This window comes from Sphingosinicella sp., assembly GCF_041916975.1.
GTDB lineage: Bacteria > Pseudomonadota > Alphaproteobacteria > Sphingomonadales > Sphingomonadaceae > Sphingosinicella.
In genome coordinates, this window is sequence record NZ_JAYRYK010000001.1 from 3,107,851 (window position 1) to 3,131,881 (window position 24,031).

General features: G+C 63.5%; 23 protein-coding genes and 2 tRNA genes. 10 read left to right on the forward strand and 15 right to left on the reverse strand.

The window, feature by feature from the left end; all coding sequences use genetic code 11:
• Positions 1-70: 70 nt before the first annotated feature.
• From rpmA to ACE3TJ_RS14835, 6 genes are all read right to left on the reverse strand, one after another.
• Positions 71-340: a 50S ribosomal protein L27 gene (rpmA, locus tag ACE3TJ_RS14810; RefSeq protein ID WP_121047484.1), complete on the reverse strand. Its 270-nt coding sequence runs from the start codon at positions 338-340 to the stop codon at positions 71-73.
• Between the two features lie 15 nt (positions 341-355).
• Positions 356-799, reverse strand: coding sequence for a 50S ribosomal protein L21 (rplU, locus tag ACE3TJ_RS14815; protein ID WP_374597455.1), 444 nt, complete (start codon positions 797-799; stop codon positions 356-358).
• A 133-nt stretch (positions 800-932) separates the two neighbouring features.
• Positions 933-1,331, reverse strand: a complete 399-nt coding sequence (gene hspQ / locus ACE3TJ_RS14820; protein ID WP_374597457.1) for a heat shock protein HspQ — start codon at positions 1,329-1,331, stop codon at positions 933-935.
• 98 nt (positions 1,332-1,429) lie between these two features.
• A complete protein-coding gene (locus ACE3TJ_RS14825) occupies positions 1,430-2,581 on the reverse strand; it encodes an NAD(P)/FAD-dependent oxidoreductase (protein WP_374597459.1) in 1,152 nt (383 codons plus the stop codon).
• A complete protein-coding gene (locus tag ACE3TJ_RS14830; RefSeq protein ID WP_374597461.1) occupies positions 2,578-4,314 on the reverse strand; it encodes a hydantoinase B/oxoprolinase family protein in 1,737 nt (578 codons plus the stop codon). Before ACE3TJ_RS14830 ends, ACE3TJ_RS14825 begins: the two co-directional genes overlap by 4 nt.
• A gap of 17 nt (positions 4,315-4,331) precedes the next feature.
• Positions 4,332-6,488: a hydantoinase/oxoprolinase family protein gene (locus tag ACE3TJ_RS14835; protein WP_374597463.1), complete on the reverse strand. Its 2,157-nt coding sequence runs from the start codon at positions 6,486-6,488 to the stop codon at positions 4,332-4,334.
• Positions 6,489-6,633: 145 nt separating this feature from the next.
• Here ACE3TJ_RS14835 and ACE3TJ_RS14840 point away from each other — a divergent pair, with 145 nt between their 5' ends.
• On the forward strand, positions 6,634-8,715 hold the full coding sequence (locus ACE3TJ_RS14840; protein WP_374597465.1) for a TonB-dependent receptor: 2,082 nt from the start codon (positions 6,634-6,636) through the stop codon (positions 8,713-8,715).
• Between the two features lie 103 nt (positions 8,716-8,818).
• Positions 8,819-9,790 (forward strand): ornithine cyclodeaminase family protein, encoded by a 972-nt coding sequence (locus ACE3TJ_RS14845; protein ID WP_374597467.1) that lies wholly within the window; start codon positions 8,819-8,821, stop codon positions 9,788-9,790.
• An 18-nt stretch (positions 9,791-9,808) separates the two neighbouring features.
• Here the strand turns inward: ACE3TJ_RS14845 and ACE3TJ_RS14850 are convergent, their stop codons facing one another.
• Positions 9,809-10,996, reverse strand: a complete 1,188-nt coding sequence (locus ACE3TJ_RS14850) for a cytochrome P450 (RefSeq protein ID WP_374597469.1) — start codon at positions 10,994-10,996, stop codon at positions 9,809-9,811.
• Positions 10,997-11,127: 131 nt separating this feature from the next.
• Between ACE3TJ_RS14850 and ACE3TJ_RS14855 the strand changes: the two genes are divergently transcribed.
• Complete coding sequence (locus ACE3TJ_RS14855; RefSeq protein WP_374597471.1) at positions 11,128-11,592, forward strand: Lrp/AsnC family transcriptional regulator; 465 nt, start codon at positions 11,128-11,130, stop codon at positions 11,590-11,592.
• Between the two features lie 64 nt (positions 11,593-11,656).
• On the forward strand, positions 11,657-14,284 hold the full coding sequence (locus ACE3TJ_RS14860; RefSeq protein WP_374597473.1) for a LuxR C-terminal-related transcriptional regulator: 2,628 nt from the start codon (positions 11,657-11,659) through the stop codon (positions 14,282-14,284).
• A 37-nt stretch (positions 14,285-14,321) separates the two neighbouring features.
• On the opposite strand, the gene ACE3TJ_RS14865 is transcribed toward ACE3TJ_RS14860, so the two are convergent.
• Both ACE3TJ_RS14865 and ACE3TJ_RS14870 read right to left on the reverse strand, forming a co-directional pair.
• Positions 14,322-14,406, reverse strand: a tRNA-Tyr gene (locus ACE3TJ_RS14865).
• 91 nt (positions 14,407-14,497) lie between these two features.
• Entirely contained in the window at positions 14,498-15,235 is a 738-nt protein-coding gene (locus ACE3TJ_RS14870) for a hypothetical protein (protein ID WP_374597475.1), read from the reverse strand.
• 135 nt (positions 15,236-15,370) lie between these two features.
• Between ACE3TJ_RS14870 and rlmB the strand changes: the two genes are divergently transcribed.
• Complete coding sequence (rlmB, locus tag ACE3TJ_RS14875) at positions 15,371-16,111, forward strand: 23S rRNA (guanosine(2251)-2'-O)-methyltransferase RlmB (protein ID WP_374597477.1); 741 nt, start codon at positions 15,371-15,373, stop codon at positions 16,109-16,111.
• On the opposite strand, the gene ACE3TJ_RS14880 is transcribed toward rlmB, so the two are convergent.
• From ACE3TJ_RS14880 to ACE3TJ_RS14890, 3 genes are read right to left on the reverse strand one after another with little or no spacing between them, the layout of a single operon-like run.
• The gene (locus tag ACE3TJ_RS14880; protein WP_374597479.1) at positions 16,112-16,816 is read right to left on the reverse strand and encodes an NYN domain-containing protein; all 705 of its coding nucleotides are present in this window, start codon (positions 16,814-16,816) and stop codon (positions 16,112-16,114) included.
• 2 nt (positions 16,817-16,818) lie between these two features.
• Positions 16,819-17,235: a VOC family protein gene (locus tag ACE3TJ_RS14885; RefSeq protein WP_374597480.1), complete on the reverse strand. Its 417-nt coding sequence runs from the start codon at positions 17,233-17,235 to the stop codon at positions 16,819-16,821.
• 39 nt (positions 17,236-17,274) lie between these two features.
• A complete protein-coding gene (locus ACE3TJ_RS14890; RefSeq protein WP_374597482.1) occupies positions 17,275-17,730 on the reverse strand; it encodes a DUF1465 family protein in 456 nt (151 codons plus the stop codon).
• A 190-nt stretch (positions 17,731-17,920) separates the two neighbouring features.
• Between ACE3TJ_RS14890 and ACE3TJ_RS14895 the strand changes: the two genes are divergently transcribed.
• Positions 17,921-18,385 (forward strand): Hsp20 family protein, encoded by a 465-nt coding sequence (locus tag ACE3TJ_RS14895; RefSeq protein WP_374597484.1) that lies wholly within the window; start codon positions 17,921-17,923, stop codon positions 18,383-18,385.
• Between the two features lie 51 nt (positions 18,386-18,436).
• Here the strand turns inward: ACE3TJ_RS14895 and otsA are convergent, their stop codons facing one another.
• The 3 genes from otsA to otsB are packed head-to-tail and all read right to left on the reverse strand — an operon-like array spanning position 18,437 to position 22,466.
• Positions 18,437-19,846: an alpha,alpha-trehalose-phosphate synthase (UDP-forming) gene (otsA, locus tag ACE3TJ_RS14900; RefSeq protein ID WP_374597486.1), complete on the reverse strand. Its 1,410-nt coding sequence runs from the start codon at positions 19,844-19,846 to the stop codon at positions 18,437-18,439.
• Positions 19,843-21,642, reverse strand: coding sequence for a glycoside hydrolase family 15 protein (locus ACE3TJ_RS14905; RefSeq protein WP_374597488.1), 1,800 nt, complete (start codon positions 21,640-21,642; stop codon positions 19,843-19,845). The genes otsA and ACE3TJ_RS14905 overlap by 4 nt, the downstream gene beginning before the upstream one ends.
• Positions 21,624-22,466, reverse strand: a complete 843-nt coding sequence (gene otsB, locus ACE3TJ_RS14910) for a trehalose-phosphatase (protein WP_374597491.1) — start codon at positions 22,464-22,466, stop codon at positions 21,624-21,626. The genes ACE3TJ_RS14905 and otsB overlap by 19 nt, the downstream gene beginning before the upstream one ends.
• 73 nt (positions 22,467-22,539) lie before the next feature.
• On the opposite strand from otsB, the gene ACE3TJ_RS14915 reads away from it, so the two are divergent.
• From ACE3TJ_RS14915 to rplK, 4 genes are all read left to right on the forward strand, one after another.
• Positions 22,540-22,615 (forward strand) — tRNA-Trp (locus tag ACE3TJ_RS14915).
• A 124-nt stretch (positions 22,616-22,739) separates the two neighbouring features.
• Positions 22,740-22,940 carry a preprotein translocase subunit SecE gene (gene secE, locus ACE3TJ_RS14920; RefSeq protein WP_121047501.1) on the forward strand — a complete coding sequence of 67 codons (201 nt, stop codon included), beginning with the start codon at positions 22,740-22,742 and terminating at the stop codon, positions 22,938-22,940.
• A 22-nt stretch (positions 22,941-22,962) separates the two neighbouring features.
• Positions 22,963-23,502 carry a transcription termination/antitermination protein NusG gene (nusG, locus tag ACE3TJ_RS14925; protein WP_121047502.1) on the forward strand — a complete coding sequence of 180 codons (540 nt, stop codon included), beginning with the start codon at positions 22,963-22,965 and terminating at the stop codon, positions 23,500-23,502.
• 97 nt (positions 23,503-23,599) lie between these two features.
• The gene (rplK, locus tag ACE3TJ_RS14930; protein WP_121047503.1) at positions 23,600-24,031 is read left to right on the forward strand and encodes a 50S ribosomal protein L11; all 432 of its coding nucleotides are present in this window, start codon (positions 23,600-23,602) and stop codon (positions 24,029-24,031) included.

Here is a 24,031-nt window from a genome sequence, read left to right on the forward strand (position 1 = left end):
TTTCCCTGTGCGTATGCACCAGATTCAGGGGCCGCCTACCCGGCGGCCGTATATCAAGCGGGCCGCCTCGCTATTCCGCTGCCATCGGCATTGGATCGACGCTGACGAATTTGCGTCCAAGCTTGCCGTCGTGGAACGCTACGCGGCCTTCGACGAGCGCGAACAGCGTGTGGTCCTTGCCGATGCCGACATTACGGCCCGGGTAGAACTTGGTTCCGCGTTGACGGACGAGAATGTTGCCAGCGAGCACGTCCTGCCCGCCAAAGCGCTTCACGCCAAGACGCTTGCCTGCCGAATCGCGACCGTTACGCGACGAACCGCCAGCTTTCTTATGTGCCATGGTTCAAACTCCTCTTTACTCGGCGTCGGTCTTGGCAGCGGCCTTCGCAGGCGCGGCCTTCTTGGCCGGGGCCTTCTTCGCAGGCTTTTCAGCCGGCTCGGCGGCGGCTTCCACGGCCGGTGCGGCTTCCGCCTTCGCGGCCTTCGGCGCCTTCGCGGCGGCCTTGCCGATCGCGGTGATCTTCAGCACCGTCAGCAGCTGGCGGTGGCCGTTACGGCGGCGATAGCCGTGGCGGCGCTTCTTCTTGAAGACGATGACCTTGTCGCCCTTGGGCTGCGCCACGATCTCGGCAGAAACGACCTGACCAGCCACGTCCTTGAGTTCGCCGCCCTCGCCGATGGCAAGGATATCGCCCAGCTGGACGGTTTCGCCGACTTCGCCCTTCAGGCGGTCGACTGTGATCTTCTGTTCGGCGGCAACGCGATACTGCTTGCCGCCCGTGCGCACGACTGCGAACATGGCTTTGGCTACCTTAGGCCCAGAAATTGAACAACAGACACCCGCGCGTGGAAACACGCCGATGCCTGCGGAAAGCGCAGCTAGCTACTGGCCGTGGGCGCGAATGTCAACCGATTCAGCACAGCTTTCGCCATCAATGGCGATGCCGTGATTTCAGCCGATAGCTGCCGTCCGGCATCCGCTCGAACATCTCGGAAACCGCGGGGTGCAGCACAGGTGCACGGCTCTCGTCGGGCAGCAGGTTCTGCTGGCTGACATAGGCCACGTAGGTCTGATCGTCGTTCTCGGCGAGCAGGTGATAGAAGGGCTGGTCCTTTGCCGGGCGGATGTCTTCGGGAATCGCTTCCCACCATTCCTCGGTGTTGGCGAACTCCGGATCGACATCGAAAATAATGCCGCGAAACGGGAAAAAGCGGTGCCGCACCACTTCGCCGATGCCGAAGCTGGCGGTGGTGACAGGCTCGCCAAAGGGCGGCAGCAGACGCGGCGTGAGAGCGGCGGGGGGAGCAGTAATGGACTTCGCGGTACGCATACAGGGAATATAAGGGCCTGCAGCTCCTCTGCAAAGGCTGCGCGTCGGTCTGTCCGGCGCCGTTCAATATGAAAGAGTCGCAGCCGCAGCCGACTCGCTCACACCGCAGGCTGCAAACGAAAGCGCTCGAGGCCCGTGTCCGTGTAGGAAATGCCCTCGGCACGCAGCGCCTCGGGGCAGGCCTCGTCCCGAATCCGCGCGGCAAGCAGTTGGGCAAGCGCCGGCGCCGTCTGGATGCCATAGCCGCCCTGGCCGGCAAGCCAGTAGAAGCCCGGCAGGTCACAATCCGGCCCGGCGATCGGCAGCCGATCCCGCGTGAACGTGCGGAGGCCCGCCCAACTGTGCCGAACGCGCCGGACCTGAAGCGTCGTCGCCGCGCAGACCCTGTCGATCGCGACGGCGATGTCCCATTCGTCCGGCTGCGCGTCGCATGGCTCGCAGGCCGTTTCGTCCGCGGGCGAAAGCAGAAGCGTGCCCGCGTCCGGTTTGAAGTAGAAGTCTTCGTCGATATCCATCACGAACGGCCAGCGCGCGATTTCCATGTCCGCGGGCGGGTCCACGAGGACAGCGGTGCGCCGAAACGGCTGCACATAGCCGGCTCTCGATCCGGCCATGGCGGCGACGCGGTCGGCCCATGCGCCGGCTGCGTTCACGACGATCGCGCTCGCAAAAACGCCCGTTGCCGTGCGTAGCGTCCAGCGACCGTCCTGATAGTCGAGGCCTTCAAGCCCCGCCCGCGTCGCCAGGGCGCCTCCGTTCCGCCGGAACGCGCGCAGATAGCCCTGTTGCAGGGCATCGACATCGATCGCGAGCGCGCCGGGCTCATAAACCGATGCCGCCACATAAGGCTCGGCGAGCAGCGGACAGAGGCGCCGCGTGGCGGCGGCATCCATCCACGTGGTGAGAGGCGCGATATCCGGCCGTTCAAAGAAGGCCTCCAGGCGCCCGAGTTGGTCCGCGCGTGCGACAAACATGTTGCCGAGCGGTGAAACGAGCGCGTGGTCGGCGAAGCCGTCAGGCGGCGCGGTGAGAAAGTCCCGGCTGGCGCGCGACAGGGCGCGAACGGTTTCATTGCCGTAGATGGCCGTGAAGACCGCCGCGGACCGCCCCGTCGCGTGATAACCCGGTTGATCTTCCCGTTCGAGGAGCAGCACCCTGTAGGTCGAGGACAGTGCGCTTGCGATTGAGGCGCCGGCCATGCCGGCGCCGATTACGGCAATGTCGAATGTTGCGTCGGGAACCGTGATCATGAAGCGGCCCGCAACTCCCGCGTCTTCTGCAGGTCGAGCGACCAGGCCCCGCTGCGTTCCTCGACGACGACACCGTAGTGGGTGCGGGCGTCCTCGGCGGTGAGGAACTCGTTGCGGACATCGCTGAGCACAAGCTCCGGATCGCGTTCGCTGGCCTTGCCCCACGCCCCGCCGCCGCCGGTGATGACGCGGAACAGTGTGCCCTCCCCGAACGGCCCGATGGAGCCGATGCGCTTGTTGTAGACAATGCGCTCGCCGTCCACCGGCATCACGGTGAGGCTGCCGTGATCGCCGTCCGTGCCGTCCTTGAAGCCTGCGGCCGTGGTATCGGCGGTGTTTTCGATGACGAAGGAGGCGTAGACGCCGTCAGTGAGACACCTGTAGTCCTTGCGAACCCCCATGCCGCCCCGGAACTTACCGACGCCCGCGACTTCGGGCGCGAACTCGAACAGCTCGACGCGGAACGGATGACGCGTCTCGGTGATCTCGATTGGCGTGTTGGGCAGGTCGCCGTTGCCGGTCAGCTGGTTGGTCGCACCGTCTCGGTCGATCAGCGCGCCGTTGCCGCCGTGCATCGGGTCCATCATCACGAACGGCTTGCCGTGGCGTGACTGGCTGCGCGAGAAGAACGCACCGGTCAGCTGATAGCCGCCGGCCGGGCACTTGTCCGGCACGATGTTCAGGAAGCACCGGAACATCATGTCCATCAGGCATTCGATGACATAGCCGTACGAGTCGGTTGGTGCGGGCCACACCGGATTGACGATCGATTCCGGCGGCAGTTCGAAATCCAGACACTTGGTGTGGCCGGCGTTGCAGGGATCGAACGGCAGCAGGATGCCCTTCAGCGACGATGCCAGGATGCCCTTGGTGCAGGGCGCGGGGAGGTTGATCGGCCCGCGCGCCGTGGGGCTCGAACCGTTCAGCGAGAAGTGCACGCGGTCGCCCTGGATCGTGACCTTCAGGCAGACGAGGAATTCGCCGTCTTCCTGAACGCCGTCGCTGTCGAGCCGGATCGAGGTGCCGTACTCGCCGTCCGGCAACGCCGCGATCGTTGCACGCATCGAGCGGTCGGTCTGGTCGATCACATAGTCCATCGCCTCGCGGATCGTTTCCGTGCCGTATTTGGCGCACAGCGACTGGATGCGCTCGCAGCCCTGCCGGCACGAGGCGATCTGCGCCTCAAGGTCGCCCTTCACGATTTCCGGCACGCGGACGTTGCAGTCGATCAGATCCCAGAGGCCCTGGTTCTTGACGCCGCGTTCCACGATCTTCTGGTGCCGGAAGCAGAGACCTTCCTGGAAGGTATCCGTCGTATCCGGACACCAGCCGCCGGGATTCTTGCCGCCGACGTCCGCCCAGTGCGCGGCGGTTCCGCAGAAGGCGACGAGTTCTCCTTCGAAGAACACCGGCATGTAGACATTGGTGTCGGAAATATGCGTTCCGGTTTCGAACGGATCGTTGACGATGAGCACGTCGCCTTCCGCAAAATTGCCCTTCCACCGGGCGATTCCGGCGCGCACGGCTTCCGGGAAGGCCTGGCTGAACACGATTACGCCGGGTGTTTCCGCCCACATGTCGCCGTTCGCCGACATGATGGTGACGCTGAAGTCCTGGACTTCGTAAAGCAGCGGATTGAAGGCCGTGCGGATCATGGTCTTCGCCATCTCTTCGGTCGCGGCCACGAGGCGGTTGCGGATGATTTCCGTCAGAACGACGTCTACTTTGCGCATGGTATGTTTTCCCGCCTTTACAGAGTGGGTTCGAGAACGAGATTGCCGAAGGTGTCGCAAGTGGACTGCCATCCGGGCGGAACGATTGTCGTCATGGTCCATTCGTTGATGATCGCCGGGCCGGTGACGACCTGGCCGGTCGCGAGCGTTTCGCGATCGAAGACGCCGGTGGGCACTGCTTTCCCGGTGCGGGGAAAATAGACCTGCAGCTGCCGTTCCGCCACGCCCTGCGGCCTTTCCGGCATCGGCGCGATCTCCGGCGCGCGGACGCGCCCGATCGCGCGGCAGCGGATGGAGACCAGCTCCAGCGGAGCATCCGGCTCGCCGTGACCATAAAGCCGGATATGCGAGTCCACGAAGCGTTGCCGCGCACCTTCCAGAATAGACGCGGCATCCTGCCATGCGTCCTCCAGATCGACTGTGATCGTGTATTCCTGATTCTCGAACCGAAGGTCGAAACGTTTCACGCGCTCGATATCCCCGGCGGCGAAGCCATATTGGCCGATGCCGCCTGCCGCCCGTGTTTCGAGCTCTTTCATCGTCGCCAGTGCCCCCGCGATGTGCGCGGCGTCGAAGGGCATGACCTTGGTGCGGACCTCGTCCTCCATGTAGTCGGTGGTGAGGATACCCCACGCCGAGAAGTTCGCCGGCGCGTTTGGCACGATGACCTTGGGCACTTCCAGCTCTTCCGCCACCGAGCAGGCAAACAGCCCGCCGCCCCCGCCGTAGGCGAGCAGCACGAACTCGCGGGGGTCTAGGCCGCGTTCGACCGTCTTGCTGCGAATGGCATTTGCCATGTTGGTTTCGGCGATCGAAACGATGCCTTGCGCGGCCGACTGAAGATCGAGCCCCAGGGGTTCGGCGATCTTCTTTTCGATGGCCGCGCGCGCGCCTTCGGTATCGAGCTGCATCCGGCCGCCGAGGAAGTAGGCAGGATCGAGGCGACCGAGCGTGAGGTGTGCGTCGGTGACGGTCGGTTCCGTGCCGCCGCGCCCGAAGCACACCGGCCCGGGCGAAGCGCCTGCACTTTGTGGGCCGACCTGCAGGCCGCCGCGATGGTCGAGCCAGGCAATGGAGCCGCCGCCCGCGCCGATGGAGATGACGTCGATCAGCGAACCGAGGATCGGCCGCTGCGCGATCTCGGCTTGGCTGCGTTCGAGCACGCGACCGTCTTCGATGATCGCGACATCATAGGTGGTGCCGCCGACGTCGGTGCAGATAACATTCGCATAGCCAAGGCGATCGCAGAGGAACTTTGCGCCGATCACACCGCCGGCGGGGCCGGACATCAGCGTGCGGATCGGCTTTCGGCCGGCTGTCTTCGCATCCACAACGCCGCCGCTCGACTGCATGATGGCGAGCGAACGCGCGTAATTCGCGTCGGTGAGCTTGTTTTCGAGATTGGTGAGATAGGTCTGGACCGTGGGCTGGATGAAAGCGTTCAGCACCGTCGTCGAAGTCCGTTCATATTCGCGCCATTCGGAGGCGATCTCGTGCGACACGGAGATCGGCAGATGCGGATAACGCGCGAGGATGCGCTGGCACGCCGCGATCTCGTGCGCAGGCTGGGCGTAGGCGTGCAGGAAGCAGATCGCGATGGCCTCTGCGCCGCGCGCCAGCAAGAGATCGACCTGGCTGTCGACCGCCTCAAGATCGATCGGGGTCAGAACCTCGCCCTCGAAGGTCATGCGTTCGGGAATTTCGAGACGCAGGAAGCGCTCGACGAGCGGCGGAGCTGCCCTGTGCAGGAAATTGTAGACGGGCTTTCTGCCGCCGCGCCCCATCTCCAGAACATCGCGGAAGCCCTTCGTGGTCAGCAGGCCGACTTTCGCGCCCTTCTCCTGAACCAGCGCGTTCACGCCGACAGTCATGCCGTGGAAGATTTGCTGGATGCTGTCGATATCGACATCGAGGCTTTCGATGCCCTTGAGGAACTGCTCGTGCAGCCTGTCGGGAATCGAAGGAATCTTCTCCACGCGGGCGGCGCCGGTGGCCTCGTCCATCAAAACGAAGTCCATGAATGTGCCGCCTACGTCCACGGCGACCCTGTAGCGATCCTGTGTCATGCGCTCCCGTTCTCGATAGTTTGCCCGCAAGACCCGGCCGGGCTTGCGAACGATGAACTCAGTCCATCGAAGGAAGCGGGGTGCGGACCTCTTTGCAAGGTTCCACATGGGGGATCACCCAAAGCCGTTCCGGCATGGGCCTCGACTATGGGGGATCACCCAACATTTGACTTGGACCACCCGCCGTTCGCCCCGACTATGTTTACGGATACTCGTTCGCAAGTATCGGTTGCACATAAATAGGGGGAATATGATGGATACCGTTCGAACGCGGATTCTGGCTGCCGTTTCGGTGGCCGGCCTGCTTGTCGCTGCCGCACCGGCCGTGGCCGCCGAGCCCGAACAGGGCGAAATTGTTATTACGGCGCGCAAGCGGGCGGAAAGCCAGATTGAGGTTCCCGACGCCGTCACCGTCTTTACGGCGCAGACCATCGAGAACGCCGGCATCAACGACGTCACGGACTTCGCCAATCTCACGCCCAACATGTTTTTCACGCCGACGTTCAGACCGGCGGAAATGCAGATGACGATACGCGGCATTCCAACGGCGCAGGGGGGAGAGGCTCCTGTCGCCGTGGTGATAGACGGTGTGCAGGTTTCGCACCCCACCTTCGTCAATCAGGAACTGCTGGATATCGAGCAGATCGAAGTGCTGCGCGGTCCGCAGGGCTCGCTCTATGGCCGCAACGCCATCGGCGGCGCGCTCAACATCACGACGCGGCGCCCGACCAACGAGCTCGAAGGCATGGTTCGCGCCTCCTACGCCAGCGGCAACGACATCCGCGTGGGCGGCGCGATTTCGGGCCCGCTCGTCAAGGACAAGCTGTTGTTCCGGCTCGCCGCTTCGATGCGCGACTACGAGGGGCAGCTGCGCGACCAGACCGCGCGCGACGGCGACCGCAAGGCGGACTACGATGAAAACTACCTCGTGAAAGCCGGTCTGATCTTCACGCCGACCGATCGGCTGGAGATTAATCTCAGGGGCAATTATCTGCACCAGCGCGCAGGCGCGCCGACGCTCGAGATGGTGAGCAATGCCAATTTCGACGACTACGGCGCGTCGCTGCTGAACCGCAACGTGCTGACGTATGACAAGCGCGAAATCTACGACCTCTCGTTCAAGGCCGATTATGATTTCGGCGCTGCGATGCTCACATGGATCACCGGCTACAGCCGCAGCGACGCGCATTTATTCGGCGACGCGGACTTCTCGCCGGCACCGATCGTGCTTCAGGATCTCGATCTCACCGTGAAGGCATTCACGCAGGAGCTGCGGCTGTCTTCGCAAGGCGAAGGTTGGCTGCGGTGGCTCGTCGGCCTCTACTATCAGAAGCGCGACACCGATAACTTCCTGCTCATTCCCTTCGATGACGGCACGGGCCAATCGAACGGCAGCTTCGCTATCCAGAGCTTCGATGCGGGCACGAGCAAGTCGATCGCGGCGTTCGGTTCGGTGAGCGCCGACGTTTCCGATGACCTCGAACTGACGCTTGGTATGCGCTACGACCGCGACAAGCGCCGGTCCGTGGATACGGCGATCGGTGCGGCCTCCGAGGCGGGCGATACGTTCGAGGCTCTTCAGCCGAAGCTGCAGCTGAAGTACAAGATCGACGACGATCTCAACGTCTTCGCGAGCTACGGGCGCGGCTTCCGCTCAGGCGGCTTCAACGCCTTCTTTGCTGCCGGCGCCGATCGCCAATTCAGCAAGGAAACCTCCGACAGCTTCGAGATCGGCATGAAGGGCGATTTCCTGGATCGCCGTCTCACGTTCTCGGCTTCGGCATTCCACATCAAGTTCGACAACCAGCAGTTCTTCTTCATCACTGTAAGCCCGCCGTCGCAGAATGTCGTGAACATCGGCAAGGTGGATATTTCCGGTCTTGAAGTTGAGCTGGCTGCCCGCCCGACATCCCAGCTCACCATCAACGCCGGCTTCGGTCTTTCGGATGCGACGATCAAACGGTTCAGCGACGCCGCGCCTGCGCTCTACAAGGACAATCGCGCGCCGCAGAGCCCCGCGTACACGGCGAGCCTCAGCATGGACTATGTGATCCCGCTGGCGGACGATTTCGACGTTCGCTTCAACGGCAGCTTCGTGCGGCGCGGCTCGATCATGTGGGATGCTGCCAACACGCTGCGCACGCCCGCGAAGAACCTCATCAATGCGCGTCTGTTCGTCGAACGCAGCGGGTTCTCGATCGGCGCCTACGTGGATAACCTGACGAACGCACGCTATCCGACACAGGCGCTTGCCAATTCCTTCGGAGACGGAGTGCATTCACGCATTCCGAGCCCGAGGCGTCAGTTCGGTGTTCAGGGCTCTTACAAGTTCTGATTTCTTGTTTCGATCATGGTGCCTTCGCTGCAACTGCGGCGGAGGCACCATGCGTTTTCCACCGGATGCAGAAGGCTCCCTGACCATGCATGAGGGGCGGGACGTGCGCATTTTCGGCGCGGGCGATGTGTGGGAGCATCTCTCCTACGAAGCCTGTATCACGGCGATGCGGGATGCCATGGTAGCGTTCTCCGAAGGTCGTGCGCCCGGTGTTCCGCGAACCTTTCTCGATCTCGCGCGCGGCAACATGTTTGGCGCGATGGCGGGAAGCCTTGGCGAAGGCGACGTGTTCGGTGCCAAGCTGATCAGTCTGTTTCCCGGGAACGTCCGGCATGGCAAACCCTCGCACCTCGGCCTTGTCGCGCTGTTCGACCCCGTGGACGGCAGCCTCTCCAGTCTCATCGATGCCGCAGTGCTCACTGCGATCAGGACGGCTTCAGCGAGCGCCGCCGCAACCGACGCGCTTGCCCGGCCGGGTGCTCGGACGCTCGCCGTGCTGGGATACGGTGAGCAGGCCGAAACGCATATCCACGCGATCCTTGCCGTGCGCCCGATCGAGAGCATCCGCGTGTGGGGCCGTGATCCGGAACGCTGCGCGCGCTTTGCTGACCGCATCGCTGCGGCGTGCGCTGTTCCGTGCGCGCCCGGTCCTGATGTCGCCCGTGCTGTTGCTGGCGTGGATATCGTCTGTACGACGACGGCAGCGGTCGAGCCCATCCTCCATGGCCGCTGGATCGCGCCCGGCACCCACATCAATGCCGTGGGCTTTGCCGGAAGTGATGCGGCGGAAATCGATGCCGATCTGGTTCTTCGCGCGCGTTATATCGCCGATAGCCGCGCATCCGTTCTTGCTGAAGCCGGCGAATTCCGTTCGCTGCTTCGCAACGACACGATCACCGACGCGCACATCGTTGCCGAGATCGGCGACGTTTATTCGGGCCGCGCGGCGGGGAGAAGGTGTGATGACGATATCACGCTGTATCGCTCCCTGGGCCACATCGTTCAGGATCTCGCGGCGGCGCGCGCCCTCGTTGATCTGGCGAGCGGTGCGGCGCTTCGAAGCATACGTTTGTGAAGGCTGATGCGAAAGCGGCTATACCCGCCATTCGAGATGCAGTGCTGCCGGCTGCCGGAATTCGAAGCCGCGAACGTCCGCCGGGTGATCAGCCGAAAGGCCGAGATCGGGGCAACGTTCGAGGATATGCCGAATGGCGGTGATGGCTTCGAGACGCGCAAGGTTCGATCCCAGGCAGAAATGCGGGCCGAGTGCGAAGCCCAAGTGTTTCCGCACGTTCGTCCGCTCCAGCCGGAATGCCGCGGGCTCATCGAACACGCGTGGGTCGTGATTGGCCGCGCCGAGCATACAGTTGACGATGTCGCCGGCGCGAAAGGTGGATTCGCCCAGCGAGAAATCCCGTGCGACGTGGCGCGTGGCGGATTGCACCGGCGAAAGCCAGCGCAGCGTCTCCTCGATGGCCTGCGGGATGAGATCCGGATTCCGACGCACTTTGGAAAGCGCATCGGGGTGCGTGCAGAGCGCGTAAAGGCAATTCAGAACGACCGCTTCCACTGTCGAAATACCGCCGAAGAAGACGATGGACGCGTTCCTGCAGATCTCCGCATCGTCCAGCCGGTCATCGCTCCGGTCGTTGACGACCTGGCTGAGCAGGCTGTCGTCGGGCGCCGCCCGTACCCGCGCGATGTGGTGCTGGATAAGGGCGTGGAATTCGCCGACGTATCCGTGCGCCCGCCCCCGAACCTCCTCGCGCCGCGCGAAATTCGAAAGCGCCTGTTCGAAACCGTCGTACCAGAGGCGCAGTTTCGGCTCCTCTTCAAGTGGAATGTCGAACAGCGAAAGGATCGAGAGCACGGGCAGCCGGCCGGCATAGGCTTTGCGGAACTCGGCCTTGCCACCGCCCACGATCCCGTCGAGAAGCAGCCGCGAACAGGCCTCCGTCTTCTGCTCCATGGACGCGCGTATGCGGGCCGGGCTGAAGGCTCCGCGGAAACGCGATTTGAACCGCTCGTGCTGCGCGCCTTCCGTGGTCAGCATGTGTTCGCCGAACGTGTCGAAAATCAGCGAATCCGGGGTTCCCGTTACGAAATCGTCGGAGTTGCGGAGGATAGCTTCCACCTCGCGGTAACCGGCGACGAGCCACATGCCCAGCTCCGGTACCCAGCCCACGGACGACGACTCTTGCAGCGCCCGGAAGGTCGGATACGGATCGCGGTCGAGGGCCTCCGCCGTGATCTCAAGGCAAGGCGTTCGATCGTGCGTCATGGTGGTGCGAAGTCCTCATCCCGTTGTTTCAGCGAGATTAAGAGGTGTGGATTGAAGAGTCCCACCAGACATGCCATATTTTTCCTATTTTTCGGATAATATGGATCAAATCTGTGTCAGAAATGACGACAATGGCCATAACACTCGACGCTGGTGACCGGAAAATTCTGCGAGAGCTGCAGCGGAACGCCCGGCTCAGCAACATCGACCTTGCAGCGCGCGTCGGTATGTCTCCATCCACGTGCCTGCGTCGCACGCGCGCTCTCGAAGAGGCGGGGATCATCAGCGCCTATGTCGCCGTCATCGATCAGGCAGCGCTTGGGCCGAGCATTTCGCTCTACATCATGATCGATCTCGATCAGCGCATCGAAACCGACGCCAAGATGTTCTTCGACAGGATCGCCCGCGACGACAGGATCGTCGAATGCGTTGCGCTCACCGGAAACCACGACATACTGATCCGGGCGGTGGTCCGCGACATGGCAGACATGGCGCAGCTCACGATGGATACATTGCTCAAACTGCCGAGCGTGAGGAGCATCACGTCGAGCATCGTGATGCGGCCGATCAAACGGGCGGCTTCGCGATTGCCATGAAGGGAGGAGGAATGCCGATCCGCAGCCTGTTCCGGGCCCTCTGTTCCGTAAAGAGCGCGGCCGCATGAAGTTCCTGCCGCTCGGAACCGCTTCGGATGCGGTCGACAGACGGCGGCTGATCGATCTTGCGCTGACGGGCGCCCCGGCCGCGGCAGGCTCCACGATCATCACGGCACCTGCCGGATATGGGAAAACGACGCTCCTCGTGCAGATCAGGGACGAGCTGGAGCTTCTGGGCTTCCGGTCCGCATGGCTCAACTGCACGGTCGATCATGTCCAGCCCGCAGCGTTTCTTGTTGATATCGCGGCAAGTTTCCAGCGTGCGGGCATGTTTCCGTCCATGTCGGAATTCGGCCTCAGTGATATCGTATCGTCGCTTTCCGAATGCGGCCCCGTCTCGATATTCATAGACGAGTATGAGTGCGCGAGTTCGGACGAGACGGACAGCTTCCTTGAATTCTTCATTCGCATGTTGCCCTCGAACTGCAAGCTGTTCGTGGCGACCCGCGAGCTTCCGAAAATCAGCCTCTCCAAGCTGCTCGTCGATGCACGAACGCGGCTGGTGAAGGCGAACGAGCTGCAGTTCAACTCGGCGGAAACGAAGTGCCTCATGGCCGACATGGGGGATGCGGATCAGTATGGCGAGTTGCTGGAACAGTGCGATGGCTGGCCTGTCATCCTGCAGCTCCTCCGTCTTGAAGGGCAGGCGCTGCAGAAGACGGGTCTCCCACCCACGGCCGGCCAGCACCGGGTTAGCATCTTCAACTACATTGCCGAGCAGGTACTGGCGCGGCAGGAAGAGGGGCTGCAGGCATTCCTGCTGCAGATATCGATCCTTTCGGATGTCGATGGAGCTTCCGCGCGCGCCGTTACGCAAAGCGATGTCTCGGAAAGGCTCCTGCGCACGGCGCTCAATCTCAGCCCGATCGTCGCCACGATTGCCGAAGAGCCGCTATCCCTGCGGCTGCATCCGCTGTTCAGGGATTTTCTGCGTCAGGAACTTGCCGTGAGGATGCCGGATGCGCCCAATGCGCTGCACGGAAGAGCCGCGAAACATTTTGCTGCGCTGAGCGATCTGCACAAGGCCGTTCACCACGCGAGTCTTTCGGGCCAGAATGATTTGACAGCGAACATTCTCGAGGAGGCGGGCGGCGCACTTCTCGTGATCAGCGAAGGCATCGCTGCGGCCGGAGCCTTTCTTGCCACGCTTCCGGCGAGTGTCGTGACGGCTCGGCCAAAGCTGCGGCAGCTGCGGGTGATACAGCAGGCGATGGAGGGTACGTCTTCGGACTGGCTCGGTGATTTCGAGCGGCTGGATTATCTCTGCGGTATCACGCACGGGGATTCCGCCGGCGAGATGTTCCGGTTCACGACGGATCTGATAAGGGCAATCCGCAATTGCTCCGAAACACGCTACGCCGTGCTGAGCGCACCTTGGGCCGAACTTGCGAAGCTCCGGGAAAAAGCCCTTGCACTGCGATATGAGGAACCGCGCTATCTTGGCATCCACTTGCCCGCAGAGCAGATTCTGTCGTGCGACTATGGATCGGTGAGCCTCGCTGAACGGCGGACGCAGGAATTGCAGTCCCTGTTCGAGACCGAGCACTATGCGCCCAACACCGTGTGGATCACCAATCACCTGTCTTTCATCGCCGCCACCAAAGGCCACTCGCGCGATGCGGAGCACTACTCGCGCGTCGTTCTGGAACGCCTTGCGGACACCGGAGAGATGCGCAACACTTTCATGAGACGGCACTGTACCGCAATTCTCGGCCAGAGCTTTTTCGAACAGAACATGCCCGATGTGGCGCTGGCGCATTTCGATGCCGTGCCGAGGCAGATGGCGTATTCGCTGCTCAGCACGCAGGTGTATGCGATCTGCACGCGGGCGCGCTGCCTGTTTCTTACCGACGAGGTCGATCAGGCGCTGTCGGATCTCGACGACGACTACCACTACGCGCTTGAGGAAGCCTTGCCGCATATGTCCGTCATCGCGCCGGCGGTCGGTGCTGAACTGCGGTTGGCGGCTGGGGACAAGAGCGGGTGCGAGCAGTTGATCCGGTCCGCGAAGCTCGATGCCGTGCTCGATCAGCATCGCACGTGGTTCGTTCGCCCGTGGCTCGAAACAGAGGCGCTGGTTCGGCTGTTTTCTCGCCACTGGCTGCACGCGGGCGACGCCGAGCGCGCCTATAATCTCGCGCACGAATTTGCCATTCGCGCTTTGCAAAGCGGGCGTCTTCTGATGGGCGCCGGCGGGCTTCTCGATGCAGCGGCTGCCGCGCTGGCTTGCGGGCATCGCGGCAAGGCCGATGCTGCCATACGTCAGGCCATGAAGCAGGTGGAAGGCACCGGCGCGGTGCGCCTCTTCCTCGACGCCGATGAAGACGTTCAGGCCGTACTTCAGGAGATATCGCGGGATGAGCGGTCGGGGGCGGCGGACGAAATCCTGCACCACTTTTCTGCGCGCATCGCCCACGACGCGGATCGCGGCATCGCCAGGCTCCTCAGCCCGCGCGAGCAGGAGGTGATGGCCGAACTGTGCCTCGGGCATCCCACAAAGGTCGCCGCCCGGCATCTCAACCTCTCATACGAGACGGTCCGGCATCACCTGAAGCGAATCTATCACAAGCTGCATGTCCACACCCGGCAACAGGCCGTGGAGGCCTGGAAGAGACATGCCGATACACCTTGAACGGCGTGCTGCGTCCCTCGTGCGCCGAACAGTGTGATGGTGGAGGGGGCTGGATTCGAACCAGCGTACGCTATGCGGGCAGATTTACAGTCTGCTGCCTTTAACCACTCGGCCACCCCTCCACAGGGCGGGCGGCCCGGCAGTGGAGCCGGGCGCGGCAAGGCGGGCTAGATGGCGAAAGGCCGCGGCGATGTCAACGCGTGATGTGCAGCTTCACGCAACGAGCCCCGAAGCCCAGCGCGCGAACGCGAGCCAGCCCTCCGTTTCCCAGATGAGAACGCGCAGAATCTGCGAGCCGACGAGCAGCAGCCCGCCCCAGACGGTCGCACGGTGGACGCGGCCCAGGGTCATCAGGTCGAAGAGCATGAGCGCGAGTAGGAACAGGTCCGGCAGGGCGAAGATCGCCACAGGGCCCACGAAGGGCGGGGGCAGGGGCATCCGCCCGATTGCCGGGCTCATCATGCCGATCATCGCGATGAACATCAGCCGCTTGTGCGTCAGCGGCGTGCGGCGGTTGGCGAGCGCCCCGCCGATCAGCAGCGCGAACACCGGAATGTCGAGCAGCGGCACAGCAAGGAAGGTGAGCGGCGGGATCATCGGCGGGCCGGATTCGCGGTGGACGCCGTAGAGGGCCGAGACGGTCGCGATCACGATCATCGCCGGCAGCATCACGAAGCCGATCGTGCCGAGCGCGCGGTGCAGATCGGTGCGTCGCCACGCCACGAGCTGAGTCTGCAGCACGAACAGCAGCATCCAGCCTGAAAACAGGAAGGCGTGGACATGAACAAGCGTCGTCGCGGGTTTCAGCCCCGGCGGCGGCCCCATGATCCCCGAAAGATAGTAGCTTGGCGCAAAGCCGATGAAGACCAGCACAAGCATCAGCAGCGCCGTCGATGTGAAGAACCAGCGGTCGGCAAGGGCTGCCGGGCGCCGCGGTGCCAGTGTTGCCATGGAAGCCCCCATCCAGTTGACGCGCCGTTCATACCGTAATCCGCCGATACCGAACAGAGGGTTGGAGCGGGGAGACGCGCGGGCTAAGGAGCCGCAAGGACGCGTGCAGCGTCGCGGCGGAACGGGAAGACGGCAATGGGCAGACGGGGCAAATCCGGCAAGGCAAAGGGCGGCGGCGCATTCAAGTATCCGCGCCTCTATGGAAAGCACGCGGTCGAGGCGGCGCTCGGCAACCCGGACCGCATCCCCCGCAAGCTATGGGTGACGAGCGACATCGCGCAGAAGTTCCACCTGCCTGAAGGCCTTCCCGTGGAGATCGGGCAGGCTGCGGACCTCGCGCGCCTCGTGCCGGCCGATGCGCCGCATCAGGGCCTTGTGCTGGAAGTCGAGCCGCTCGACGATCTTCATATTGAGGACGTGATCGGGCTCGACGGGCCGATTCTCGTACTGGATCAGGTGACTGACCCGCACAATGTCGGCGCCATATTGCGCTCGGCGGCGGCGTTCGGCGCGGCGGCGGTGGTGACGCAGGACCGTCATGCGCCGCCCGAATCCGGCGCTCTCGCGAAGGCCGCATCCGGCGCGCTGGAAGTTGTGCCGTGGGTGCGCGTGACGAACCTGTCGCGGGCACTCGAGGAGCTGGCGAAGGCAGGCTACTGGCGCATCGGGCTCACCGGCGATGCCGACAAGGCGCTTGCCGATGCGCTCGCCGACATGCCGATCGTGCTCGTGCTCGGAGCTGAAGGCCCCGGGATGCGCCAGAACGTCGGTGCGCACTGCGACGTGCTTGCGAAGCTGCCGATCTCGGACCGCGTCGAGAGCCTCAACGTCTCGAACGCGGCTGCCGTAGCGCTCTATGCGGTCACGTCGCGCTGATCAGCGCACGCGCTTCATGAAAACGGTGCCGCCCTCGCGGCGCTCGGTCACGAAGTTCGGCACCGCCTCGACCAGCTCCGAAAGCCGCTTGAAGCCGTAGTTGCGTACGTCGAAGGAGGACCGGTTGCCCGCGATCTTGCCGACCTCGGCGAGGCGGGCGTAGCCCTGTTCGTCGCGCTTCACGGCGTTGTAGGCATCGATCAGCAGGTCGATGAGCTGGTCGTCGACCTCGCCCTTCGGCGCCTTGTCCGCGACCGGCATCAGCGCATCGACATCAATGAAGCGCGTGCACGCCTGCCGGAAGGATTCGGGCGTACTGGCACGGCCGAAGCCGTAGACGGGCAGGCCGTTCTGCCGGATGCGCATGGCGAGCGGCATGAAATCGCTGTCCGACGACATCAGGCCGAAGCCATCGACGCGGCCAGAATAGAGCAGGTCCATCGCATCGATCGCCATCGCCATGTCGGTGGCGTTCTTGCGCTTGGCGATATCGAACTGCTGCATCGGCATGATCGCATAAGCGTGGAACACCGGCTCCCACGTGCCGAGTTCGGGCTTGGACCAGTTGCCGTAGGCGCGGCGGATGTTCACCGTGCCGAGCTCGGCGAGCACGGTCAGCACCGCGTCCAGATACTTCTGCCCGCCCTGATCGGCGTCGATGAGGAGCGCGATGTTCGGACTGCGCTCGTTGCCGTTTGTCGCCATGCTCAGTCCTTCGCGAAAAGGTTTTGGGGCGTGCGCATCGCCTTGAATTCGAGCGCGTTGCCGCTCGGATCGAAGAGGAACATCGTCGCCTGCTCGCCGACCTCGCCCGCGAAGCGAACATGAGGCTCGATCTCGAAGCGCACGTCTGCGGCACGGAGGCGATCCGCAAGCGCATGAAAGGCATCCCAGCCCAGCACGATACCGAAATGCGGCACGGGCACCTGGTCGCCGTCCACCGGGTTCCTGTGGATGCTGCCCGCCGGGGCGCGGTGTGCGACGATCTGGTGACCGAAGAAGTCGAAATCGACCCAGGTCTCCGAGGAGCGCCCCTCGGGGCAGCCTATCAGCTCACCATAGAAGCGGCGGGCGGCGGCAAGGTCATCGACGGGAAAGGCCAGATGAAACGGCTGAAGGCTCATGGCGTGACAGTGGCAAGCCCCTGCCGGGCACGCAAGGCTTTAGAAGGAACGCTCCAACCGCCCGAGCAGCGCGCGCGCCGGGGATAGCGGCACTTCGGTCGCGAACTGGTCGTCGAGGCGCTTCACGCGCTCATACAGGTCGCGGCTCGCCTCGATGATCTCGCGCGCACGCGGGGGAAGCTGGCCGAGGCGCGTGGAATCGAGCTCAGTATCGCCGGCGCGGCCGAGGCGGCGTTCGGGCGCTTCGCCCTCGGCCTCGGTCATCTCGCCTGCCGACACGGCCTTACGGACGAGCAGCCACGAAACGACATGCATCAGCCGCGTCGTCACGCGCAGCGATTCGCACGAGTAGGCGACGCGCAGCACAGGATCGAGCGCGGCGCGCTCCAGCTGGCCCTCAGAATCGAAGTAGCTGCGTGCCTCGTCGGCAAGCAGCATCGCCTCCGTATAAAGGGCGGCCACCAGCTTCGCTGTGATCGGCGTGTGTTCGTTCATCATCGTTGCCGCGAGTGAATCGCGCCTTGTCGTTCCCGGGTCAACGGACATCTTGAAACAAAAGGGGTTAACAACCACCTCATCAGCGCCGGCGACGGGATGCCCGACATGGGGTCCGAGCGTCCGGCAAGGCCCAGCCATATGGTGGGCTGAAAGACCGCATATTGCTTTGAATTGAAAGGATATGGACATGCGTACATTCGATCTGACCCCGCTGCTTCGCTCGTCGATCGGCTTCGAAAACCTCAGCCGGCTCGCGGAATTTGCCGCGCGCGGCGACGAAGGCGGCGGATACCCCCCGTATAACATCGAAAAGACCGGCGAGAGCGCCTACCGCATCCAGATGGCGGTGGCGGGCTTCGCGGAGAGCGAACTCGACATCACCGTTCAGGAAAATACACTGACCGTGACCGGCAAGACGGTCGAGACGGAGACCGGCGATCGTCAGTTCCTGCATCGCGGCATCGCCAAGCGCGCTTTCGAGCGCCGCTTCCAGCTCGCCGACGTTATCAAGGTGACCGGCGCGAACTACGAGCACGGCCTTCTCAACATCGATCTCGTTCGCGAGATTCCGGAAGAGAAGAAGCCGCGCAAGGTGGTTATCGGCGGCCAGAACGGCCCGCAGGTGATCGAAGGCAAGCGCGAAGCTGCCTGAGCATCTTGCGTTTGAAATGAGAGGCCGGAGACGAAAGTCTCCGGCCTTTTTCTATGCCGCAGCCTTGTGCGGGTTTGCGTTCGCCGGTGGACCTTTCAGTGCCGTCACGAAGTCGTCGCGCCAGGCAATGACGTCCTCGCCGCGCACGCTTTGCATCATGCTTCTCCAACGGCGGACACGCTCTTCGCGTGGCATGGCGAGGGCGGTGTTGATTGCGTCGCCAACCTCTTCGCTGCTGTGCGGATTGACGAGCAAGGCATCTGTAAGTTGCAACGCAGCGCCGGCGAAGCGCGAGAGAATGAGGACGCCCGGGTCCTCGGGATCCTGTGCGGCGACATATTCTTTTGCAACAAGGTTCATCCCATCGCGCAGCGGCGTGACGAGCCCGACGCGCGCTGCGCGGTAGAACCCGGCCAGCTCGGCACGCGAATAGCCCTGGTTCACATAGCGGATTGGTACCCAGTCGATATCGGCATGGGCGCCATTGATGTGCCCGGCCGAGCGTTCGAGCGCATTGCGAATATCCTGATAGGTGTGCACGTCTTCGCGTGAGGGTGGCGCGATCTGCAGCAGCACGACGTCTTTCGCCGCTTCGGGGTGTTCCGTGAGAAAGCGGTGGTAGGACTCGAAGCGTTCGACGAGGCCCTTCGAATAATCCAGCCGATCAACGCCGATGATGACCTTCTTGCCGTCAGCGCTCGATTTGAGGCGTGCGAAGGCACGTTCGGCGATGTCGCTCTTCGCCGCTGCCTTGAACTCTGCATAGTCGATGCCGATCGGGAACGCGCGTGCAATGACACGGCGGCCGTCCCATTCGATCGTGCCATCGTTCGCAACCGTGCCGCCGAGTTCCTTTTCGACGTAATGATTGAAGGATTCGAGCCATTCCTGCGATTGGAAGCCGATCACGTCATAATGGAGCATATGTTCGACCAGTCGCTCGTGGAACGGCAGAGAGACGAACAGGCGCGTCGGCGGCCAGGGGATGTGGAGGAACAGTCCCATCCGGTTGCCGATGCCGCGGTCGCGCAGGAATTTGCCGAGCGGCAACAAGTGGTAGTCATGCACCCATACGAGGTCGTCCGGCTCGATGAGCGGCGTCACGCTATCCGCAAAGCGCTGGTTCACGCGCTCGTACCCTGCGCCAAAGCTACGCTCGTACTCGGTGAGATCGACACGGTAGTGGAACAGCGGCCAAAGCGTCCGATTGGCGTAGCCGTTGTAATATTCGTCAAGATCCTGCGATTCGAGATCGATCGTCGCGGTGGTGACGCCGTGCTGCCTCTGCATGTTGAGATGGCCGGTAAACGTCTCGGTTTCGTTGCCCGACCAGCCGAACCAGATGCCCCGATGCTCCCGAAGCGCGGCGCCGAGCGCTACCGCGAGACCGCCCTGGGCGCCGTTTGAAGCGGGGCCCTTGGGTACGGACACACGGTTCGAAATGACGATCAGGCGGTTCATCGGATGGTACTCCACGGTTTCGACAGCAATCCTGCGCAGTTGATGATGCCCACCAGCGAATAGGTTTGTGGATAGTTCCCCCACAGCTCGCCGGTCTCAAAATCCATGTCTTCGGACAGCAGTCCCGCGTCCGTCGTGTGCTCCAGCATTCGTTCGAAAAGGCTGCGCGCCTCGTCAGCGCGGCCGCTCAGGCAGAGGGCCTCGATCAGCCAGAAGGTGCAGAAATTGAACGCCGTTTCCGGTTTTCCGAAGTCGTCCTCGCTGTCGTAGCGCAGCATGTGTTCGCCCCGGCGCAGCGCCTTTTCGGCCGCGGCGAAGGTGGCGGACATGCGCGGGTCGTCGGCGGGCAGGAATCGGAGATCCACGAGTTGAAGCAGGCTCGCGTCGAGCTCGGTGCTCCCGAACGAGGCGCCGAAATGCCCGGCGTGTTCCGCCCACGCGCGCGCCTCGATCGTCTCGCGGATCGCGGCGGCGCGGTTGCGCCAGTGACGCTCGCGCTCCTCAAGCCCGAAAAGGCGCGCCGCGTTCTCCAGCCGGTCGCATGCCGCCCAGCTCATCACGGCGCTGTAGGTATGGACGGCGGTCCGCGTGCGGAACTCCCACAGGCCCGCGTCGGGCGTATCATGGCGCAGCCATGCCATTTCCCCCACGTGTTCCAGACTGTGGAAATCGTCGATATTGCCCATTCTCAGCAGCCGCCGGTCCACGAACGCCTGGATATTGGGCAGGACGATCTGGCCGTAAACGTCGTGCTGTACCTGCGTGTAAGCGGCGTTGCCCACGCGCACCGGCCCCATGCCGCGGTAACCCGCAAGGCTTCCCGCGACGGTCTCGTCGAGTGTCCGTTCACCCGAGACGCCGTAGAGCGGCTGAATATCGCCGTCCGCGGCATCCACGATGTTGCGGAGGTAGGCGAGGTATTTTTCGAGCACGTCGAGCGCACCGAGCCGGTTCAGCGCCTGCACAGTATAGTAAGCGTCTCGAATCCAGCAGTAACGGTAGTCCCAGTTTCGCGCTGAGCCGGCGGCCTCGGGAATCGAGGTGGTGAGCGCAGCGACGATCGCACCAGTCTCTTCGTGCTGGCAGAGTTTCAGCGTGATCGCGGCACGAATGACGTGATCCTGCCATTCGAGGGGCGTCGCGAGGCCCCGCACCCAGTGCATCCAGTACGTCTCGGTGCGGTCGAGCATTGCCCGCACTTCGTAGGCGACGTTGCCTCCGAACGGCTCGTCTGGACCGAGGAAGAAGTGCAGCGGGCGCTCCAGCCGGAACGGGCGGCTGTCGAGGACGTAGCCGACCGGCGCATCGGTCGTCAGGCGCAGCGCCTGGTCGCCGAGCAGGTAGCGGATGTGGTTGGTGCCGTTGGTACTCGGCGCAAGCTCACGGCCATAGCCGCGCATCGGGGCAAGGTGAATGCGAAGGCGCGGCGATCCCGCCACCGGCTGGACGACGCGCACCCAGGCGACGGGCCTGTACATACGCCCGGACCGTTCGAAGCGGGGACAGAAGTCGATCACATCGACCGCGCCGCCGGCCTCATCCTCAAGCCGCGTCACCAAAATGGGCGTATTGCGGCGATAGCGCTGCCGCGCCGTGACCTGACCTTCTAGTGAGATCGCCCACGCGCCGTTCGTGTCGCCGCCCGGATCGTTGTTGAGAAGCGCGCAAAAGGCGGGGTCGCCGTCCACGCGCGGCACGCAGCCCCAGACAAGACGCCCGGCCGTATCGATGAGGCCGCTCACCTGGCAATTGCCGACAGGCCAGAGTTCAAGGCTGCTCACAGTCCCTCCAACCATTTGTGAACGGCATTCACATCGTCGAGCCGCGCGGTCGCGGCAGTTGCTGCGCGACTGCCGACGAGAACGCCGAAACCGCCGTGCGCTACCGCCGCGCGAAAACCATCCTCATCCGTCACGTCGTCTCCGATGAAAACTGGTGTGGAGTTCTGGAAGCCGGGGGTTGCCATCAGCGATGCGACGATGCCGCCCTTGTCGATGCCGGGCGGCATTAGCTCGGCGACCATCTTGCCGGACTTTACCTGTAATCCGTAATGTGCACCCAGCCTCCGGGCGAAGGCCTCTACGGCGGCACCTGCGGCCGGCGCCTGCCGATAGTGGAAGGCAAAACCAAGAGGTTTTGTCTCCAGAAGCAGCCCGTGAGCAGCCGCGAAGGCGCTCGCTTCCAGATGCGCCCGTTTCGGAAAGGCAGAGCCCGGCGGCGCCTCCGCATCCGCGGCTGCGAGGCGGAGTTCTCCGCCGTGCGAGCCGGAGAGGGTGAGTCGCCGAGTGACAAGAAACTGGTCTAGATCGGCAAGCGCGCGGCCGCTTACAACAGCCAGTCGACCTTCCAGGCATGCGGCCGCGTGTTCCAGCAGGGGAACAAGGCCGGGCGCGAGCCGGATCGCATGAGGGGCGGCCGCCAGCTCGACGAGCGTGCCGTCGAAATCGAGGAAGATCGACAGGCGTTCGATGGTCCCGGGCAGGGGCGGCGGTGGCAGCCTTGGCGTGCCGGCCGTGAATGTCTCAGCGGAAGAATCAATGCCCATGCGATACGGGATGAAGAACGTCCTTCGGCTGCCTTCGGTTCCTCCATTGTTGGGGCAGCGCACCTGCCGGATCAACCCCGCATGCACATCAAACGACAGGACTTGCGTGCAGGAAAGCCGCCGACTATAGACGCGGCTCCCGGGCTCTAGGAGTGTAGCTCAGTTGGTAGAGCATCGGTCTCCAAAACCGAGGGCCGTGGGTTCGAGTCCCTCCACTCCTGCCAGTCTCCGATAGGCGAGCAGTTTTGGGGCTCGGGAACGAGTAGAGGTTCACCAGTCAACCGGCGCCGCCCGGAAGAGAAGGGCGCGGCCGGTCGGCTGTTTTTGTTTGGGAATTGAGCGCGTTAGATGGCTAAGATGACCAATCCGGGCACGTTCGTGCGGCAGGTGCGTCAGGAGACCGCAAAGGTATCCTGGCCGACGCGCCGCGAGACGATCGTGACGACGATCATGGTGCTCATCATGACCACCATCCTGTCGCTGTTCTTCCTGGGCGTCGATCAGGTGCTGGGCCGAATCGTCCAGTTCCTGCTCGATTTCGCGAAGTAAACGGGGAAGGTTCGAAACGGGCATGGCCGCGCGCTGGTACATCATTCACGCCTACTCGAACTTCGAGAACAAGGTCCGCGATTCGATCCTCGACGAGGCGAAGCGGCTCGGCCTTGAAGCGCTCGTCGAGCAGGTCGAGGTTCCGACCGAAACCGTGACGGAAGTCCGCCGCGGCAAGAAGGTGCAGGCGGAGCGGAAGTATTTCCCCGGCTACGTGCTAGCGAAGCTGCACATGACCGACGACGTGTTCCACCTCGTGAAGAACACGCCGAAGGTGACGGGTTTCCTCGGCGCGAGCGGCAAGCCCTCGCCGATCAGCGAGGCGGAAGCCGCGCGCATCCTGTCGACGAAGGGCCACCACATCGAGGCGCCGAAGGCGAAGATGAAGGTGAACTTCGAGATCGGCGACGAAGTGCGCGTGCTCGATGGTCCGTTTGCGAGCTTCAACGGCCTCGTGGAAGAGATCGATTTCGATCGCGCCCGCGTGAAGGTCTCGGTGTCGATCTTCGGGCGTGCGACGCCTGTCGAGCTCGACTTCGAGCAGGTCGAGCGTACGAAGTAGTTTTTTACCCCTCGCCGTTAAGGGGAGGGGCGTTGCCTGCGGGAGGCTGCCTTCGGGTGGCCGTCTGGACCGCTAAACTTGAAAGAGAGTGAGACCAATGGCCAAGAAGATTACCGGCTATATCAAGCTGCAGGTGCCTGCTGCCGCCGCCACCCCGTCGCCGCCCCTCGGGCCGGCGCTCGGTCAGCGCGGCGTCAACATCATGGAATTCTGCAAGGCATTCAACGCCCAGACGCAGGAAATGGAAAAGGGTGCCCCGGTGCCGACGGTGATCACCGTCTACGCCGACCGCAGCTTCTCCTTCGTCACGAAGACGCCGCCCGCCACCTTCCTTCTGAAGAAGGCCGCGAACCTCAAGTCCGGCTCCAAGACGCCGGGCAAGGCGAGCGCCGGAACGATCAAGCGTTCCGCCGTCCGTGAGATCGCGCAGGCGAAGATGGTCGATCTGTCGGCAAACGACATCGACGCGGCAATGAAGATCATCGAGGGCTCCGCGCGCTCGATGGGTCTTGAAGTGGTGGAGGGCTGA